This window comes from Streptomyces sp. NPDC104381 (assembly GCF_055583745.1).
Window position 1 is genome coordinate 73,754 of record NZ_JBVJNK010000001.1, and the last position, 16,245, is coordinate 89,998.

Here is a 16,245-nt window from a genome sequence, read left to right on the forward strand (position 1 = left end):
TGCGCATTCCCTGGGGTGCGTCAAGGGGGTGCTGCCCGCCCGCCCGGTCTCAGCCGGCTTCCCGCAACGTCTCCGACGCCGCCTGGAGCACCGACACCGCCGCGGTGATCGCGGGCCGGCGCGCCGCCTCCGTGCGCCACAGCGCGTACAGCCGCCTCACCGGTACGGGGTCGAGCCGCACCGCGACCACACCCGGCGGCAGCGGCCCGCGCCCCAGCCGGGGGATCATCGCCACGCCCAGCCCGGCCGCGACCAGGGCCAGCTGGGTGTGGTTCTCCTCCGCGCGATGCCGGATGTCCGGCTCGTAACCCGCCGCCCGGAGCGTCCGTACGAGCCAGTCGTGGCACACCGTGCCGGGCGGCTGGCACACCCACCGCTCCTTCGCCAGCTCCTCGCGCCGCACCGCGTCCCGGCCGGCGAGCGGATGGCCCTCCGACACCAGCAGATCGCACCGGTCGTCCCCCAGCACCGCCTGGGCGAGGCCCTCCGGTGCGGGCAGCGGGCTGATGTCCCAGTCGTGGGCCACCGCGATGTCGACCACGCCCTTCGCCACCAGGTCGACCGAGAGGTGCGGATCGACCTCCGCGAGCCGTGCGTCCAGCGCCGGGTGCTCCCGCTCCAGCTCCGCCAGCACCCCCGGCAGCAGCCCGCGCGCGGCCGAGGCGAACGCGGCGATGGACAGCCGGCCCGTCGGCTGCCCCCTGCGCTGCTCCAGCGTCGTCTCGGCCTGCTCCACGATCGCCAGCAACTGCTGGGCGGTGGAGGCGAGATGGAGCGCCTCCTCGGTGAGCGCCACCCCGCGTCCGCGCCGTTCGAGCAGGGTGGTGCGGGTCTCCCGCTCCAGCTTGGTGATCTGCTGGGAGACGGCGGATGCGGTGTAGCCGAGCGCGGCGGCGGCGCCCGCGACGGAGCCGTGGACGGAGACGGCGTGCAGGGCGCGCAGCCGGGACAGATCGAGCACCGGGACCTCCGACGAGCGGGAAGCTTCAGCAGCTCTCAATCCAACCATGAAGAAATCCGCGCTGGTGCTACATGGTCCCGGCACCGGATGCTCGGTCCATGCGTCCTCTCCACATCGCCCTGGCCGCGCTGGTCGCCGCCGTCTGGGGCGTGAACTTCGTCGTCATCGAGCTGGGTCTCGCCCACTTCCCGCCCCTGCTCTTCTCCGCCCTGCGCTTCCTCGTCGCCGCCCTGCCCGCCGTGTTCCTCGTCGGCAGGCCCACGGTGGCGTGGAAGTACGTCATCGGGGTGGGGCTCGCGCTGGGCGTGGCCAAGTTCGGGCTGCTCTTCATCGGGATGGACCGGGGGATGCCCGCCGGCCTCTCCTCCCTGGTCCTCCAGGTCCAGGCCGTCTTCACCGCCCTGTTCGCGGCCCTGGTGCTGTCCGAACGGCCCGGCAGGACCCGCGTCCTGGGCATGGGGATCGCGCTCGCGGGCATCGGTGTGGCCGCCGTGGACGAGGGGGCGGGCGGGCCGGTGCTCGCCTTCGTCCTGGTGGTCGTGGCGGCGGCGTGCTGGGGGGTGTCCAACGTGATCACCCGCAAGGCGGCTCCACGGGACTCCCTCAACTTCATGGTGTGGGTGTCGACCGTCCCGGTCGTGCCGCTCCTCGGCCTGTCCCTGCTCCTCGAGGGCTGGGACCGCGACACCGAGGCCCTGAAGGCGCTCGACTGGACCGGCGCCGGCACCGTCGTCTACGTCGCCTGGATCTCCACGGTCTTCGGCTTCGCCGCCTGGGGCTTCCTGCTCCGCCACCACCCGGCCTCGTCCGTCGCCCCGTTCACCCTGCTGGTGCCCGTCTTCGGGATGTCGTCGGCCGCGCTGTTCCTCGGCGAACCGGTCAGCCCCCTGCGGTGGTGCGCGGCGGCGCTGCTGGTCGGCGGGGTGGCCCTGACCTCGCTGGCCAGGCCCCGCCCCGCCGTCGCCGCCGCACCGCTGCCGGGGGCCGAACGGCTGCCGGTCTGACCTACTGCTTCGGCGCTCCGAGCCGCAGGATGTGCTCCCGGCCCGCCGCCAGCAGTTCCGGCAGGTCGGCCGCACCGGCGTACCACCGCTTCTCGTACTCCCAGCAGACCCAGCCGTCCGCGTCCACGGTGTCCAGGCACTCCCTCAGCGGCAGCGTCCCGGCGCCGAGGGGCAGCGGCGTGGTGTCCTCGGCGGAGGCGATGTCCTTCACCTGTACGTATCCCAGGTGCGGGGCCAGCACCGCATGGCTGGCCGCCGGTTCCTCGCCGGCCAGCCAGGTGTGCATGACGTCCCAGATCGCGCCGATCTGCCCGTGCCCGACCGTGCCCACCACCCGCGCCACATCGGCTCCGGCGCGGTGCGAGTCATGCGTCTCCAGCAGGATCCGTACGCCCCGGTCGGCGGCGTGCGGGGCGGCGGCCCCCAGCCGCCGTGCCGCCGCCGCGTCGGCGTCCGCCGGGTCCTGGCCGCCGCCGCCGGGGAACACCCGGACGTACGGGGCGCCCAGGTCGTGGGCCAGGTCCACCAGCCCGGCGAGCTCGGCGAGCACCGGCTCGTCGTCGCCCTCGGCGGCCACCTTCGCGTAACCGGCGACGGTGAGTATCTCCACCCCGCCCCGCTTGAACTCCTCCACCACGGCGGCCCGCTCCAGGGGTCCGAGGCCGGGGTGCACCGGCTCCTCCGGGTGGGCGCGCAGTTCGACCCCCTGGTAGCCCTGCCCGGCGGCGAGCCGCACCACGTCCGCGACGGGCATGCCCGGAACTCCGAGGGTCGAGAAAGCGAGCTTCACGATCTGTGTCCTTCCGCTGGGGGCCGGTGCGGGAACGGCCCGGCACTCACCCGGCTCCTGCCCTCCGGAACCGGCCGTCACTCCCGCGCGACGCCCAGCGTACGGTCCCTCAGCCCGTGCCCCGCAGCAGTCGCTCCAGGCTGCCGAGCAACTCCAGCGCGTCCTCGCGGCGTTCGCCCTCCAGGCCCCGTCCGCCGGTGGCCGCCGCGTGCGGGGCGAGCACCCGCAGCGCCGCCGCCGCCTGCCGGGCGAACATCGCCAGCAGGTCCAGCTCACGGACGCCCGACCGTGCCTGGGGAGAGGGATCCAGCACCTCCAGGACCCCCAGGACGCGTGACTCGCTGATCAGCGGGGCGGCCATCAGGGCGTCCGGGACGTACTCGGTGGACTCCGCCAGCGAGCGGTCGAACGACGCGTTCCGGCTCAGGTCGTCCACCACCATGGGCTCACCCGAGGTCGCCACCCAGCCGGCGATTCCGCGCCCGGCGGGGAACCTGCGCCCCACCAGGAACGCCTCGCCCTCGCCGGACACCGCCTGGAAGACCAGCTCGTCCGCCTCCTCGTCCAGCAGGCAGACGGAGCTGGCCGCCGCCCCGAAGATCGCCCGCGCCACGTCGACGACCGACTGGAGCAGCTCGTGCCGGGCGGCGTCGCCCGGGGCGTGGAAGGACGGGGAGGTGGGCATGGCGTCAGTTCTCGGAGTCGTCACGGGTGTCTCCTGCCGCTGTGGAAGGACGCGGGTCCGCGTGCACGTTGGCCGCGGAGAGGTAGAGGGCGTTCTTGAGCTGGAAGGCCGTCATCCTGGGGTGCCCGGAGAGGACGCGGGCGCAGAGCCCCGCGACGTACGGGGTGGCGAAGCTGTTCCCCGTCGTGCGGATCGTCCGGCCGCCCAGCCACGGCACGGACACGTTCTGTCCCGGCCCGAAGAACTCCACCGGAGGCTCCGGGTTGTAGAGGTGCAGCTCGTCGTCCTCCTGGTGGCTGCCCACGGAGATCACCGAGGCGAACCGCCAGGGGAAGCTCTCCACAGGGGTGTTGTGCGCCGAGGCGACGATCACCGTGCGGCCGAAGTACGCGCGGTCGGCGAGACCGTGCAGCTCGGGGGCGAACCGGGTGCGGGTCGTCGACAGGCTCAGGTTCACCACGTCGAAGCGCTGCTCCACGGCCCAGCGGAGCCCGGCCATCAGCACCTCGCCGGTGCCGGAGAACCGCTCGCCCAGCACCCGTACGCTGTGGATCTCGCAGTCGGGCGCGGTGCGGCGGATGATCCCCGCGCACGCCGTGCCGTGTCCGCAGGTGTCGCCGGTGCCGGTCGGCTCGACCGTGACCGCCCCGCTCTCCGGGTCCTTGACCACCACCCAGGAACTCTCCACCGGGCCGACCAGCGGGTGGTCGAGCTCCACACCGGAGTCCACCACGCACACCCGCACCCCGCGCCCGGTCGCCTGCCGCGCGGGCAGACCGCCCGGCGGCCCCTCGTCCGCGGGGACCGGTACGTCGTCGGGGCCGCGTCCGCGCAGGCTCCAGGTGAGTCCCTGCCCCGGGACCGTGCCTGTTCCGACGGTTCCCATCGGTCAGCTCCTCTCCGTCGTGGTGACCATGGCCTCGTCGGGCACACAGCCGGCGGCCCGGCGGGCTCCCGGCAGATGTCCCTTGCTCATGAAGTGCTCCCGCGCCGCGCGTGCCGAGACCAGTGCCGGGGCCCGCCGCCCCAGCGCGAACAGCGTGCGCGCCCGGTCCAGTTCGGCCGTCGCCCGGACCAGCGGGGAGTCCGTGAGCAGCGACGCCCGCACGGCCCGGTCCGCGTGCCCCGCCGCCTCCGCCGGACGCCCGTCCGCGGCGGCCAGCCGGCCCCGGAGCCCGTTCAGGTCGACGGCGTCCGCGGGGCTCAGCTCCGATGCCTCACCGATGCCCGAGATCCAGGCCACCGCCCGCCCGGTCCGGCCCTCGTCCAGCTCGATCCGGGCCGCGTCCAGCGCCACGGCGGTCCGCAGCCCCGCCGCGTCGGCGCGCCGGGCCGCCTCGTCGGCCCCGGCCAGCAGCTCCAGCGCCGTGCCGCCGCGTCCGAGCAGTGCCTCGACGGCGGCCCGGAACACGGGCAGGAACACCTCGGCCTCGGCGAACCGCAGCGTCCCCGCCAGCTCCTGGGCCTCCGAGAGGCAGGCGTACGCCTCGCGGGGCCGGTCCTGGAGCGCGTACAGCACCGCCAGGGGGCAGTTCAGGGTGAGTCTGACCGTCGGGCGGCCCTCCCCGTGCGCGGCCAGCAGGCCCAGGCAGCGGGCCACCGCCTCGGGTGCGGGCACCGGGCCGCGCCACAGGGAGATGCCGATGGCCCCGAGCGCGGCCGCCCGTTCCGGTTCGGCTCCGGCCAGCACCGCCTGCTCCAGGGCGCACGCCTGGTCACGTTCCGCCTCCTCGTGCCGGCCGGCCTGCTGGAGGTGCTGGGCGAGCCGCAGATGGGACCTGGCCCGGCCGACCGCGTCGCCCGCCGCCTCGAAGACCGGCAGCACCGCCCGCGCCGTCGCCGTGAGCCCGGGGCCGGGGCCCGAGGGGTCCAGCACCGCGAGGGCGAGCCTGGCGTGTGCGGACTCCACGGACTCCGGGTCCAGCCCCGCCACGCGGCGCAGCAGCCGCGCCCCGCTCGCGGTCCGCCCCAGCGCCACCCGGACCTCGCCGAGCCTGCGCACCGAGCCCGCGTCGTCCGGGTCCAGCTCGACCGCCCGCTCCAGCAGGTCGTCCGCCCAGGCGAGGTCGGACCGGGACACCGCCTGGGCGCCGGCGCGGCCCAGTGCGGCGGCGGCACGGCCGCGCAGCCGCCCGGTCCGGTCGTCGAGCAGCCCGAGCTCGGTCCGGTAGCGCCAGGCCCGTTCGAGATGGCCGCCGACGGCGCCGTCCCCGGCCCGCAGCACCCCGGGCAGTTCGGCCGCCCAGGCATGACGGTCCGCCTTGGCGCGCTTGGACAAGGAGGCGTACGTCACCTCGTGCACCAGACCGCTGCTGAACCGGTACGACGCCGGCTCCGGGCCCGCCCCCGGCTCCACGAGCCGTCGCCCGGCCAGCGCCACCAGCATCTCCTCGATGAGCCCCAGCCGGTGCGCCCGGTCGGCGGCCGGGACGTTCACCGCGGCGGGCCCCCGCAGTTCCGCCAGCCGCGCGGACGTCTCCAGCAGCAGGAGCTCCGCCGAGGTGAACTCCCGGCCGATCACGGCGGCGAGGCCGACCATGGTCCTCTCGGTCCGGGCGAGTGCCCCGATCCGGGCGCCCAGCAGGGCCTGGAGCGTAGGAGGAAGCGCCGACCCGGCGCCGTCCGTCCGGCTGCCGACCAGGAGTTGTTCCAGATGAAGCGGATTGCCCTCGGCCCGGGACAGGAGATGCTCGTCCACCGGCCCCGCGCCGCCGTCGAGCCGCGTCAGCAGGCCGGCGAGCCGGGCACTCTCCTCACGGGGCAGTCCCGCGAGCTGGAGGCAGTCCCCGGAGCCGGCCGTCCCGTCCGGCCGGCCCACACAGACGATCAGCACACCGGCGGGCCCCGAGCCGTCGGCCAGCCGTTCCAGGGTGCGCGTCAGCAGGGGCGCCGCCTCGTGCGTGTCGTCGAGCACCAGCACGAAGGGCCTGTCCCGGGCCGCACGGCCCAGCGCCGTCGCCAGCGCGGCGCACATGTCCTCGAACGGCGCGTTCGGCGTGCCGTCGCGCAGCAGCCCGGCCGACAGCAGCGCCGTCGCGTCGTCGGCCGCACGGGCCTCCTGGCGGACGGAGAGGGCCGGCAGGCCGCGCAGGGCGTCGGCGAGCGGGGTGAGCGTGCCTCGGTCCCCGTTTCCGCGGCACCGGCCGGCGCCGTAGGAGAGGGCCCCCGAGGCGGACCGCCGGGCCAGCCACTCCCGTACGAGCCGGGTCTTGCCGATGCCGGGCTCGCCGATGACGCGCAGCAGACCGGCCCGCCCCGCGCGCACGGTGTCCGACAGGGCCGCGTCCAGTGCGTCCCGCTCGGCGCGGCGCCCGACGAAGGGCACGTCGAAGCGGCGCAGCAGCTCCGGATCGTCCGCTCCCAGGGCCAGCAGCCGGTAGGCCTCCACACTGTCCTGCTTGCCCTTCAGCCGGAGCGGCCCGGTGGGCTCGGCGGAGACCGTGGGCCCGGCGGCCAGCAGGGTGTCGGGGCCGAGGAGGATCTCACCCGCCCCGGCGTGCTGCTCCAGCCGCGCCGCGATGTTCACGGTCTCCCCGGACACCAGCGCCTGACGGGCCGACGCGTCGCCGCCGGCCACCACCTGGCCGGTGTTGACACCGACCCGGGTGGCGAGCGTGATACCGAGGGTGGCGCGCAGTTCCTCGTTGAGCTCGGCCAGCGCGTCCCGCATGCCCAGAGCGGCGGCCAGCGCCCGGCGGGCGTCGTCCTCCCGCACCACGGGCACACCGAACACCGCCATCACGGCGTCTCCGATGAACTTCTCCGGAGTACCGCCCCGGGCCACGATCTGTGCGCTCATCGCCTCGAAGTACCGCAGCGTCACGGTGCGCAGGGTCTCGGGGTCCAGCACTCCCGACAGCGCGGTGGAGCCGACGAGATCGCAGAACAGCACCGTCACCGGCTTGCGTTCGTCCTCCCCGGGCGCGGCCGCGACGGCGCACGGCGTCCCGCAGGACGAGCAGAACCTGGCGTCCTGGGGCAGGTCCTGGCGGCACGTGGTGCAGTTCATGACGTTCCCTTCTCTCCGGGGACGGGGCCGCGCTGCTGACGGGAGGGCGGGGCCGGCGCACCGGCCCCGCCCCCGCCCGGGAACCACTCAGAACAGGGCGCCGCCGGCGATCTCGCCGTGCGCCTGGACCTCGGGTTCCACCGCGTCCAGCCGGCTCTTGATGTCGAGCAGCACGGCGAGCTCCTCCTCCGTGAGTTCGCTGAGCACGAGGCGCTGTTCGTCGGTGAGCATGTCCACCGGCAGGCCGGCCTCGTACAACGCGTCGGGCAGCGGCGGACGTCCACCGTCCCCGGGCGCCCGGGGGGTGCCGTTGCCTTCGGATGGTCGGGTCATGGGGTGACTCCCGTCGGTGTGGAGGGTCCGGCCCCCCGGGGCGGCGGTGCCGCCGCGGAGCGCCCGAGCCGGACGAACAGCCGGGTGAGCGCGTCGAGGGAGTGCATGGCGCTGACCGTCACGTCGGACTCCTGACCACGGGTCAGCGGCAGCCGGTCCAGCAGCGCGTACAACTCGTCCAGGTGACCCGTGTCCAGTGCCGCGTGCTCCCGCACCGTCCGCAGGGCCGCGTCCGGCAGGCCGGTCGCCGCCGCGATCCGGGACGTCAGGTCCGGGGCGGGCGCGTAACCCTCCAGCACCGCGATGTAGCCGAGCAGGGCCACCGGGTGGTGGTGCTCGACCCAGTAGTACTGGGAGCCGGCGAGCGAGGCGACGACCGGCGAGGGCATCGGACCGAGCGCGTGCCCCGGCAGCGAGCCCGCCGCGAGGATGTCCTCCAGCAGCCAGGCGTCGTGGCCCTCCTCCTCCAGGATGTGCTCGCGCAGGTACGCCACGAGCGGCCCGGCCAGCGGGTCGCCGCGGACGTCCAGCAGCGTGGCCCGCTCCAGGGCGCGTCGCATCAGCGGGACCGAGGCCCGCACCACGGCGTGCATGGTGCACAGGTAGCGCCGGTAGCGCGGCAGCAGCTCCTCGGGGCGCCACATGTGCTCCGTCGCGTCCAGCAGTTCCGCGTCCAGCAGGCGCAGGGTGACCCGCAGCCGCGCCGAGGAGCTCGGCCCGGGGGCGCTCACCGGGCACCGCCCCCGGCGGGAACGCGGGCCAGGACCAGCGGGGCGTAGGCGGCGCAGCCGTGGTGCCGTACGACGCCCACCGGCCCCTCCGCCGCCCCGCGGCGCGCCGCGGCCAGGTCCAGCAGCGCCCCGGCGGCCCCCGCCGCCACCGAACGGGCCTCCTCCGCCACCCTGTCGTCCGACCCCAGGGCACGGCAGCCCTGGCAGTACGACGCGCCGCCGGGGGAGGCCGCCGCACGCGCGGCCAGATGGGCGGGGCCGACCGTGCGGATCATGCGCAGCACCGGTGACTCCAGGGCCCGGCCGCGTACGGTCGCCCAGTCGTCGGTGCCGACGTGCCCGAGGTACAGGTGGGCGGGGGCCGGCCGCAGGTCCACGGTGTCCTGGTTGCAGCAGGCGAGTACCGCGCCGTCGAAGGCGACCACCGGCCAGGCGGCCATGGCGCACGGTGACACCGTGCCGGCCTCCGGACCGGTGCGGGCGGGGGCGGCCCAGGAGGAGGCCCGCCCGAACGCCCGCACCTCGTTGACCAGCGAGGGGACCTGCCCGCCGAACTCCGTGTCGACGGCGCGGGTGATGTCCGCGAGATAGGGGTCGTCCGCCCCCCGGCCGGTGAGGTGGAAGCTCACCGCCACACCCGTCTCCCGGATCCGGTGCACCGCGCGGAACACGTCCGCCCGGGGGACCTCCCGCTCGTGGTGGGCGTCGAGGCTGGCGGAGAAGTGGTCCACACCCCTGATCGCGCGCAGGACCGGCGGCGGGATCCCCCGGGACCGGGCGAAGAACATGCCGCTGAGCAGCGCCGTACGCGATCCGGCCGCGCGGGCCCGGGCGCTCAGCTCCTCGACGAGCGCGGGCAGCAGCAGCGGTTCGCCACCGGTCAGCATCACCACGTCGGGACGGTTCTCCCGGGTGAACGAGCCGACGAAGCGCACCAGGCTGCCGGCCTCCGGTTCCTCCCGCGTCGTCAGGGACGAGCCGGTCGAGCAGTGGGCGCAGCTCAGCGGGCAGCGCCGGGTGAGGCCGATCAGCAGGCCGGCGGCGGGGAAGGGCCGCCGGCCGACGAGTTCGCCGAGTTCCATGCGGGGCCGCCTCCTTCTCGGGGCCGGAGCGTGCGCGCGGAGGGACCGTTTCCCGTGGACCCACCGGCGTACGCGAAGTGCACCCAGGCTGCGGGGCGGCGGTTCGACGACGGTCCACCGATGCTTCAGGAACGGTATGGGCGCAGCTCAGGCAGGATCCCGGGACCGCCACGGAAGCCGGGTGCGGCGCACGGAACGGCCCTGAACTGGGCCGATACCGGAGCCATACCGCCGCCGAAGCGATCGCCAGGCGGGCCCTCCTAATTTTCTCGGCAACGGCGGGCAACGGCCCGCCGCACCGGAAACCCGGCACCTCAGGGCCCCCGGAACCAGTGCAGTCACGAGTGGACGGAGACCACCATGGCCGAGAACACCAAGCCCGCCGCCGACGACAACAACGACGAGACCCCCGAGGTCGAGGCGCACTCCGTACTGGACCTCCAGGAGACGGCCGTCGACAAGGTCGTGGCTCCGGGCAGCTGCGTCAGCGTGATCAGCGTCGTCCTCGAGAACTGACCGGACGCACCGGGGCGGCGCCACGGAGGCCGGGGCAGGTCCTCCCGCCGTGGCGCCCGGCCGGCCGGTGATGTGGGGCGGTTCCGTCGTGACGGAGCCGCCCCGCCGTCGCTTCCGGCCCGTACCGCCCCGGGCCGCTTCCCCCTCGCCACGGCCCCGACCACCCACGGGAGTTCACGATGACCACGCCGCTGCGCGGCAACAGGGATTTCAGGCTGCTCTGGCTGAGCGGCCTCTTCGCCGTTCTGGGCGGGCAGATGACCGCCCTCGCCCTTCCCCTGCTGGTGCTGAAGGAGACCGGTTCCGCCGTGCAGGCCGGGGCCGTCGGGACGGTGTCCGTAGGAGCCGTGCTGATCACCATGCTGCCCGGCGGGGTCATGGCGGACCGCGTCGAACGCCGCCGGCTGATGAGGCTCTGCGACGTCGGCAGCCTGACCGTCGTCACCGCCCTCGCGACGGCCGTGTGGTTCGGGCACGCCCCCATGCCCCTCGTCCTGCTCGTCGCGGCCGCGGGCGCGGTGATCAGCAGCGTCTACGCACCCGCCGTCTTCGGCCTGATGCGCGCGGTCGTCCCGGCCGACCAGATGGGCACCGCCACCGCACGGCTCCAGGCCCGCAGCCAGACGGCCCGGCTCGTCGGACCCCTCGTCGGGGGCGCGCTGTTCGGCCTCCACCCGGCCCTGCCGTTCGCGGCCGAGGCACTGGGGCTGCTCCTGTCGACCGTCTGCGTGGCCCTCGTCCGCACCCGCTCCCGGGCCAGGGCGAAGGCGGGTGCGGTGTTCAGCCGGCGTGAACTCCTCGCGGGCCTCACGTTCCTGTGGGGACTGCCCTATCTGCGTACGGTCCTGCTCGTGTTCGGCCTGGGCATGAACTTCGCCTTCGGGGCGCTGACCTTCACCGCCCTGACCGCCTTCTCCGACGGGGGCACGTCGGGGATCGGCGGCGGCTTCGTCATCACCTGTGTCTCCGCGGGGGCCCTGGCCGGGGCGCTGATCGCCCCGCGCATCAGCCCCGAACGGCACTCCAGGCTCCTGATCGTCGCCACCTGCTGGACGTGCGTCGCCGCCGCCGGGGTGATGGCCTGGGTCGGCCGGCCCCTGGTCGCGGGGCTGATGTGCGCGCTCTGCATGTGCCTCTCGACCGTCGCCAGCATCGGCTTCCTCTCGAAGCTCCTCGTCGTGACCCCCGAGGACCGGGTGGGCCGGGTCCAGAGCGCGGCGGGATTCCTGTCCTCGATGGTCCAGCCGTTCGGACCGCTGGCCGGGGGAGCGCTGCTGACCGCCTTCGGCGCCCGCTGGGCGTTCGCGCTCACCGGCTGCGTGCTGGCCCTGTCCGCCCTCGTGGTCACGCTCGCCCCCTCGGCACGCGCGGAGCCCGCCCCGCCCCGCGAGGCCGGGCCCGCCGACGCGCCGGAGCCGGCCACCGGGCCCGCGCGGGCGGCGGACGGTCCCGTGGCCCCGGCGGGACCCGACCACACACCGGCCGTCGCGAGACGCGCCGCCCCCGGTGACTGATCCGCGGGAGAGGACCCAGCCGCCCCACCGCCACCGTCCGTGCGTCCCGCGGGCTTCGAGAAGAGAGGGCCGAGCGTGCCAGGCACCCAGGAGACCCAGCTGTACTGCCTCGCCGACCGTACGTACTTCGACACCCCGGCCCGGCTGCCCGACGAGGAGTCCCGCTACCGGCTCGACACCGATCCGCCCCCGGAGGGCTGGCGCCGCGAGGCCGTGGGGCTGTGGACCTCGCTGGTGCCCGAGGGGGTGGAGCCGGCCGAGCAGGGCTGGAAGATCCATGTGTCCACCGTCCCCGGCGAGGCCGAGGCCACCCTGCGGGACACCGCCCGGATCTGCCTCCGCCACGGGGTGCCCTTCAAATTCCTGCGCAGCGAGAAGGCGTTGCTGCTGATGGCGGACAAGTACATGCACCGCAGCGGCGCGGGCAAGTTCATCGCCGCGTACCCGCCCGACGAGACCGTGTTCCTCGCGCTCGCCGGGGAACTCTCCCGGGCGCTGGCGGGACGCAGCGGCCCCTACGTCCTCAGCGACCTGCGGATCGGCGACGCACCGGTCTACACACGCTACGGGGCCTTCGTCCCCCGCTGGTGCGCCGACGCCGACGGGCGGCAGGTCCTCGCGCTGCGGAATCCCTCCGGAGAACTGGTCCCGGACGAACGCGGGGTGGTCTTCCGGACACCCCCCTGGGTCGAGGTCCCCGCCGCCCTGCGGCCCCATCTCGCGGCGCGCGCCGCCGCCCGCGACGACACCTTCCCGTACAAGGTCACCGAAGCCCTCCAGTTCTCCAACGCCGGCGGGATCTACCTCGCCGAGGACACCGGGACGGGGCGGCGCGTGGTGCTGCGCGAGGCACGTCCGCACTGCGGACTCGACGGCGCGGGCGACGACGCCGTCACCCGCCTGCACCGCGAGCACCGGGCGCTGACGGCGCTGGCCGGACTCGACTGCGTACCCCGGGTGTACGGGGTGCGGACCGTGTGGGAGCACCACTTCCTGATCGAGGAGCACATCGAGGGGAACACCCTGCTGGAGGAGATCGTCGCCCGCTTCGCCCTCGTACGCGGGGCGGACTCGGCGGACGAACTCGCCCCCTACGTCGCCTGGACCGAGTCGGTGACCGGTGAGCTCTCGCGGGCCCTGGAGGCGATCCACGCGCGTGGCCTGCGCTTCGGCGATCTGCACCCCTCCAACATCATCGTCCGGCCCGACGGGCGGATCGCCCTCGTCGACTTCGAGTACGCCACCTCGCTCGACGACACGGACACCCCGCTGGCCGGCGCCCAGGGCCTCCAGGCGCCGCAGGGCACCCCCGGGGCGGAGGCCGACGCCTACGCCCTCTGGGCGACCTGGCTCAGCATGCTGATGCCGGTCATGGAGATGGCCGGACTGGAGCGGGCGAAGGCCCTCACCCTGGAGCGCTGGGCCCGGCGGAGGTACGCGCTCCCGGCCGGGGCGGGCCCCCGCAGGCCGGCACTCCTCCCCGGTCCGGACGCCTCGCGACGGCGTGAGGACGAGGTGGCCGCCCTGTTCGAGGGGCCGGAGGTGGACTGGGCCGGCCTCCGCACCCGCCTGCTGGCCGGGATCCACGCCGGAGCCACACCCGGACGGGCGGACCGCCTCTTCCCGGGCGGCCCCGACCTCTTCGCCACCGGCGGCACCGACCTCGTGAACGGTGCGGCGGGCGTCCTGTACGCCCTGCACCGGACCGGCGCCCCCGTCCCCGCGGAGTGGACCGACTGGCTCGCGGCGGCCGCGCTGCGCCGGGACCCCGCAGGGGCCGGCGGACTCTACGACGGGCTGCCCGGTGCCGCGTTGGTGCTCTCCCTCCTGGGCCGTGCCGGACAGGGACGCGAGGTGTGGGAGCGCGCGACGTGCCTCGCACCGGCGAACACCTCGGCGGATCTGCTCACCGGGCGGGCCGGAACCGCGCTCGCCGCCCTGCGCATGGCCCGGGCGGACGGTGCGGCCCCCGACCCCCGGCTGGTCGACGACGCCCTGCGCACCGCCCGGGACCTGGACCGGCTGGTACGGGGCGAACAGGTGGACGGCATGCGGCTGCCCGAGTCGGCCGGACTGCTGCGCGGACTGAGCGGAGCCGCCCTGCTCCTCCTCGAACTGCACGCGCTGACCGGCGAGGACTGGCTGCGCCGGGCCGCCCGCACCGCCCTGGGGCGCGAGGCCGCACACCTCGTCACGATGGACGACGGCTCGCTCCAGGTGAAGGACGGGCAGCGCCATCTGCTCTATCTCGGACAGGGCAGTTCAGGTGTCGCACTGGTCTCCCAGCTGTACACCGCCCGGTACGAGGACGAGGAACTGAGCGCTCTGATCCCGGGCGTGGCCCAGGGCTGCGCGATGGAATTCGTCCGTGAGCCGGGGCTGTTCACCGGGCGCGCCGGCCTCGCGGCCGCGGCCGGCCAGCTCGACCCCGTGACCCGGACCGGCCCGGGAGTCCTGGCCTCCGTGCGCAACCTCGCCTGGCACCTCGTCGCCGACGGGGACCGGCTGCTCGTCCCCGGTTCGACGCTGCGGCGCTTCTCCGCCGACCTCGGCACGGGGGCGGCGGGCCTGCTGCTCGCCCTGCACTTCCTGTCCGGAGGGCGCGACGGGGGCGCCGGGGGACGCGGGCCCGGGGACCGGCGGGCCGGCGGGAGCCTCCCCGGCCTGCTGGACCTGCTCACCCTCGGCTGAGGGGACGGGAAGCACCGCTCCCGGGGGAGAGCGCCGGTTCCCGTGCGCCGGCTCCCTCGGGGCCCGTCTCCTCACGGACGTACAGACAGAGGAGCCGGGGCACCTCGTACAGCGCCGCGTGCGCGGTGACCTCGCCCGCGGGGGAGGTCACCGCACCGGCGTCGATGAGCGACTCGACCGCGCGGATCGTGCCCCGCTCGTCGCGGTCCAGCGCCGACATCGCCCGCTCCAGCGTGAAGCCGCCGTCCTCCGCGAGCCCCGCGACCCGGGCCAGCGCCCCCCGGTCACGGGCCCCCAGGTCCCGCCAGCCCGCGGCGAGCCGGGCGCGTACGGACACGTCCCCGGCCACCAGCTCGTCCAGGGCCGCCGCCGGGTCGTCGAGCCGGTCCGCGTACTCCGCCAGCGGAAGGTGCCGCAGCACCGCGAGCCGCATCCCGCTCACCGCCACCGCCAACGGCAGGGCCCCGCACGCCCGCACGATGCGCATCGCGGAGGCCCGGTCCGTCCGCAGCCTGTCCCCTCCGATCAGCGTCCCCAGCAGCTCCAGCGCCTCGTCCTCGCCGGGGGCGGCGAGCGCCGTCCGGTGCACGGCCTCCAGACCGGCGAGCTGACCGCGGGCGGTCAGCAGCACCGAACTCCGCCCGGCCCGGGGCAGCAGCCCGCGCACCGACGCCTCGTCCGCCACGTCGTCCAGCACGATCAGCGCCCGGTGCCGCGACAGCCAGTCCTGCCAGGCGTTCCCGGCCTGCGCGGGGTCCGGCCGGCCGGGAACGCCCACCCCGCACAGCCGCCCCAGCTCGTCGAGCATGTCGTTGCGGGAACGGGGCACGCCGTCCTCCCGGCGCGCCCTCACGTGGACCCGCCCGTCGGGGAAGCTGTCGGCGAGCAGGTGGGCCGCCCGGACGGCCAGGGCCGACTTCCCCACACCGGCCGGGCCGGAGACGACCAGCACGGCGCCTTCCGGGCTCCCCGACACATCGAGCAGCCGCGCCAGTTCGTCCTCGCGGCCGGTGAAGTGCCTGCTGTCCGCCGGCAGTGACGCACCGCCCGCCGCGCTCCGGGGAGCGGAGGCCCGCGAGGCCCGGCCCTCGCCGAGCATCGCCCGGTACAGGCCCGCCATCGCCGGACTGGGTTCCAGGCCCAGCTCCCGGGCGAGCAGCTGCCGGTAGTCGTCGTACACCGCCAGTGCCTCCGCCTGACGGCCCGTCTGGTGCAGGGAGTTCATCCACGCGGCCCGCAACCGCTCCCGGAACGGGTGGCGTTCGACCAGGTCCCTCAGGCCGTCCACCGCGACGCCCGCGCGGCCCGTCTCGATCTCGGCCTCGGCCCAGTCCTCGTAGACCGTGAGGCAGCGGGCCTCCAGGCGTTCGGCCTCCTCCGCGACCCCGGCGGAATCACGGAGGTCGTGCAGCGGCGGACGCTCCCCCCACAGGTCGAGCGCCTCCCGCAGCAGCCGGGCGGCGGTGCGCAGGTCGCCCCGCTCGCTCGCCGCCCGGCCCGCCCGGGCCAGCGTCCGGAAGCGCAGGGTGTCCAGCTCCCCCTCCTCCACCCGCAGCCGGTAGCCGCCGCAGTCGTGCACCACCCTGCCCCGGTCGTCGCCGTCCACGGCCCCGAAGAGTGCCCGGGCGGCGCTGACATAGACCTGGAGGTTCTTGCGCGCGGTACGCGGCGGGCCCTCCGGCCACACCACGTCGGTGAGCACGTCCACCGGAACGGGGGTGTTGGGCCGCGACAGCAGGGTGGCCAGGACCAGCCGCTGCTTGCGTGGTCCGAGCGGCAGCGGCCTGCCGTCGATCACCGCCGAGAGCGGCCCGAGCAGCGAGAAGTACACCGCGCCGGGGGAGCCGGTGCGGGCGGAGGGAAGGGGCATCAGCGGGCCTCCTGGCCGGGGGAGGGGCGACGAGCTGCCGTACCCTGCCGATGCTGCCG

Annotated in this window: 13 protein-coding genes; 4 read left to right on the forward strand and 9 right to left on the reverse strand. The window is 75.4% G+C overall.

What is annotated here, in order from left to right; all coding sequences use genetic code 11:
- Window positions 1-49: 49 nt before the first annotated feature.
- A complete protein-coding gene (locus ACZ607_RS00330) occupies window positions 50-961 on the reverse strand; it encodes a LysR family transcriptional regulator (RefSeq protein WP_469730237.1) in 912 nt (303 codons plus the stop codon).
- Window positions 962-1,059: 98 nt separating this feature from the next.
- Here ACZ607_RS00330 and ACZ607_RS00335 point away from each other — a divergent pair, with 98 nt between their 5' ends.
- Window positions 1,060-1,965 (forward strand): EamA family transporter, encoded by a 906-nt coding sequence (locus ACZ607_RS00335; protein WP_469730238.1) that lies wholly within the window; start codon window positions 1,060-1,062, stop codon window positions 1,963-1,965.
- A 1-nt stretch (window position 1,966) separates the two neighbouring features.
- Here the strand turns inward: ACZ607_RS00335 and ACZ607_RS00340 are convergent, their stop codons facing one another.
- The 7 genes from ACZ607_RS00340 to ACZ607_RS00370 form a co-directional block, all read right to left on the reverse strand.
- Window positions 1,967-2,755, reverse strand: coding sequence for a sugar phosphate isomerase/epimerase family protein (locus ACZ607_RS00340; RefSeq protein ID WP_469730240.1), 789 nt, complete (start codon window positions 2,753-2,755; stop codon window positions 1,967-1,969).
- 109 nt (window positions 2,756-2,864) lie between these two features.
- Window positions 2,865-3,440 (reverse strand): GAF domain-containing protein, encoded by a 576-nt coding sequence (locus ACZ607_RS00345; RefSeq protein ID WP_469731807.1) that lies wholly within the window; start codon window positions 3,438-3,440, stop codon window positions 2,865-2,867.
- A 4-nt stretch (window positions 3,441-3,444) separates the two neighbouring features.
- On the reverse strand, window positions 3,445-4,326 hold the full coding sequence (locus ACZ607_RS00350) for a S8 family peptidase (RefSeq protein ID WP_469730242.1): 882 nt from the start codon (window positions 4,324-4,326) through the stop codon (window positions 3,445-3,447).
- Window positions 4,327-4,329: 3 nt separating this feature from the next.
- The gene (locus ACZ607_RS00355) at window positions 4,330-7,449 is read right to left on the reverse strand and encodes an adenylate/guanylate cyclase domain-containing protein (RefSeq protein ID WP_469730244.1); all 3,120 of its coding nucleotides are present in this window, start codon (window positions 7,447-7,449) and stop codon (window positions 4,330-4,332) included.
- An 87-nt stretch (window positions 7,450-7,536) separates the two neighbouring features.
- A complete protein-coding gene (locus tag ACZ607_RS00360; RefSeq protein WP_469730246.1) occupies window positions 7,537-7,782 on the reverse strand; it encodes an aroma-sacti cluster domain-containing protein in 246 nt (81 codons plus the stop codon).
- Complete coding sequence (locus tag ACZ607_RS00365) at window positions 7,779-8,513, reverse strand: iron-containing redox enzyme family protein (protein WP_469730248.1); 735 nt, start codon at window positions 8,511-8,513, stop codon at window positions 7,779-7,781. Before ACZ607_RS00365 ends, ACZ607_RS00360 begins: the two co-directional genes overlap by 4 nt.
- Window positions 8,510-9,595 carry a radical SAM protein gene (locus tag ACZ607_RS00370; protein WP_469730250.1) on the reverse strand — a complete coding sequence of 362 codons (1,086 nt, stop codon included), beginning with the start codon at window positions 9,593-9,595 and terminating at the stop codon, window positions 8,510-8,512. The genes ACZ607_RS00365 and ACZ607_RS00370 overlap by 4 nt, the downstream gene beginning before the upstream one ends.
- A gap of 360 nt (window positions 9,596-9,955) precedes the next feature.
- Between ACZ607_RS00370 and ACZ607_RS00375 the strand changes: the two genes are divergently transcribed.
- From ACZ607_RS00375 to lanKC, 3 genes are all read left to right on the forward strand, one after another.
- Window positions 9,956-10,111: a hypothetical protein gene (locus tag ACZ607_RS00375; RefSeq protein ID WP_164992679.1), complete on the forward strand. Its 156-nt coding sequence runs from the start codon at window positions 9,956-9,958 to the stop codon at window positions 10,109-10,111.
- 179 nt (window positions 10,112-10,290) lie between these two features.
- Entirely contained in the window at window positions 10,291-11,625 is a 1,335-nt protein-coding gene (locus tag ACZ607_RS00380) for an MFS transporter (RefSeq protein WP_469730252.1), read from the forward strand.
- A 75-nt stretch (window positions 11,626-11,700) separates the two neighbouring features.
- Entirely contained in the window at window positions 11,701-14,316 is a 2,616-nt protein-coding gene (lanKC, locus tag ACZ607_RS00385) for a class III lanthionine synthetase LanKC (protein WP_469730254.1), read from the forward strand.
- On the opposite strand, the gene ACZ607_RS00390 is transcribed toward lanKC, so the two are convergent.
- The gene (locus ACZ607_RS00390; protein WP_469730255.1) at window positions 14,303-16,186 is read right to left on the reverse strand and encodes an AfsR/SARP family transcriptional regulator; all 1,884 of its coding nucleotides are present in this window, start codon (window positions 16,184-16,186) and stop codon (window positions 14,303-14,305) included. The two genes, lanKC and ACZ607_RS00390, sit on opposite strands and share 14 nt — an antisense overlap.
- Window positions 16,187-16,245: the final 59 nt, after the last annotated feature.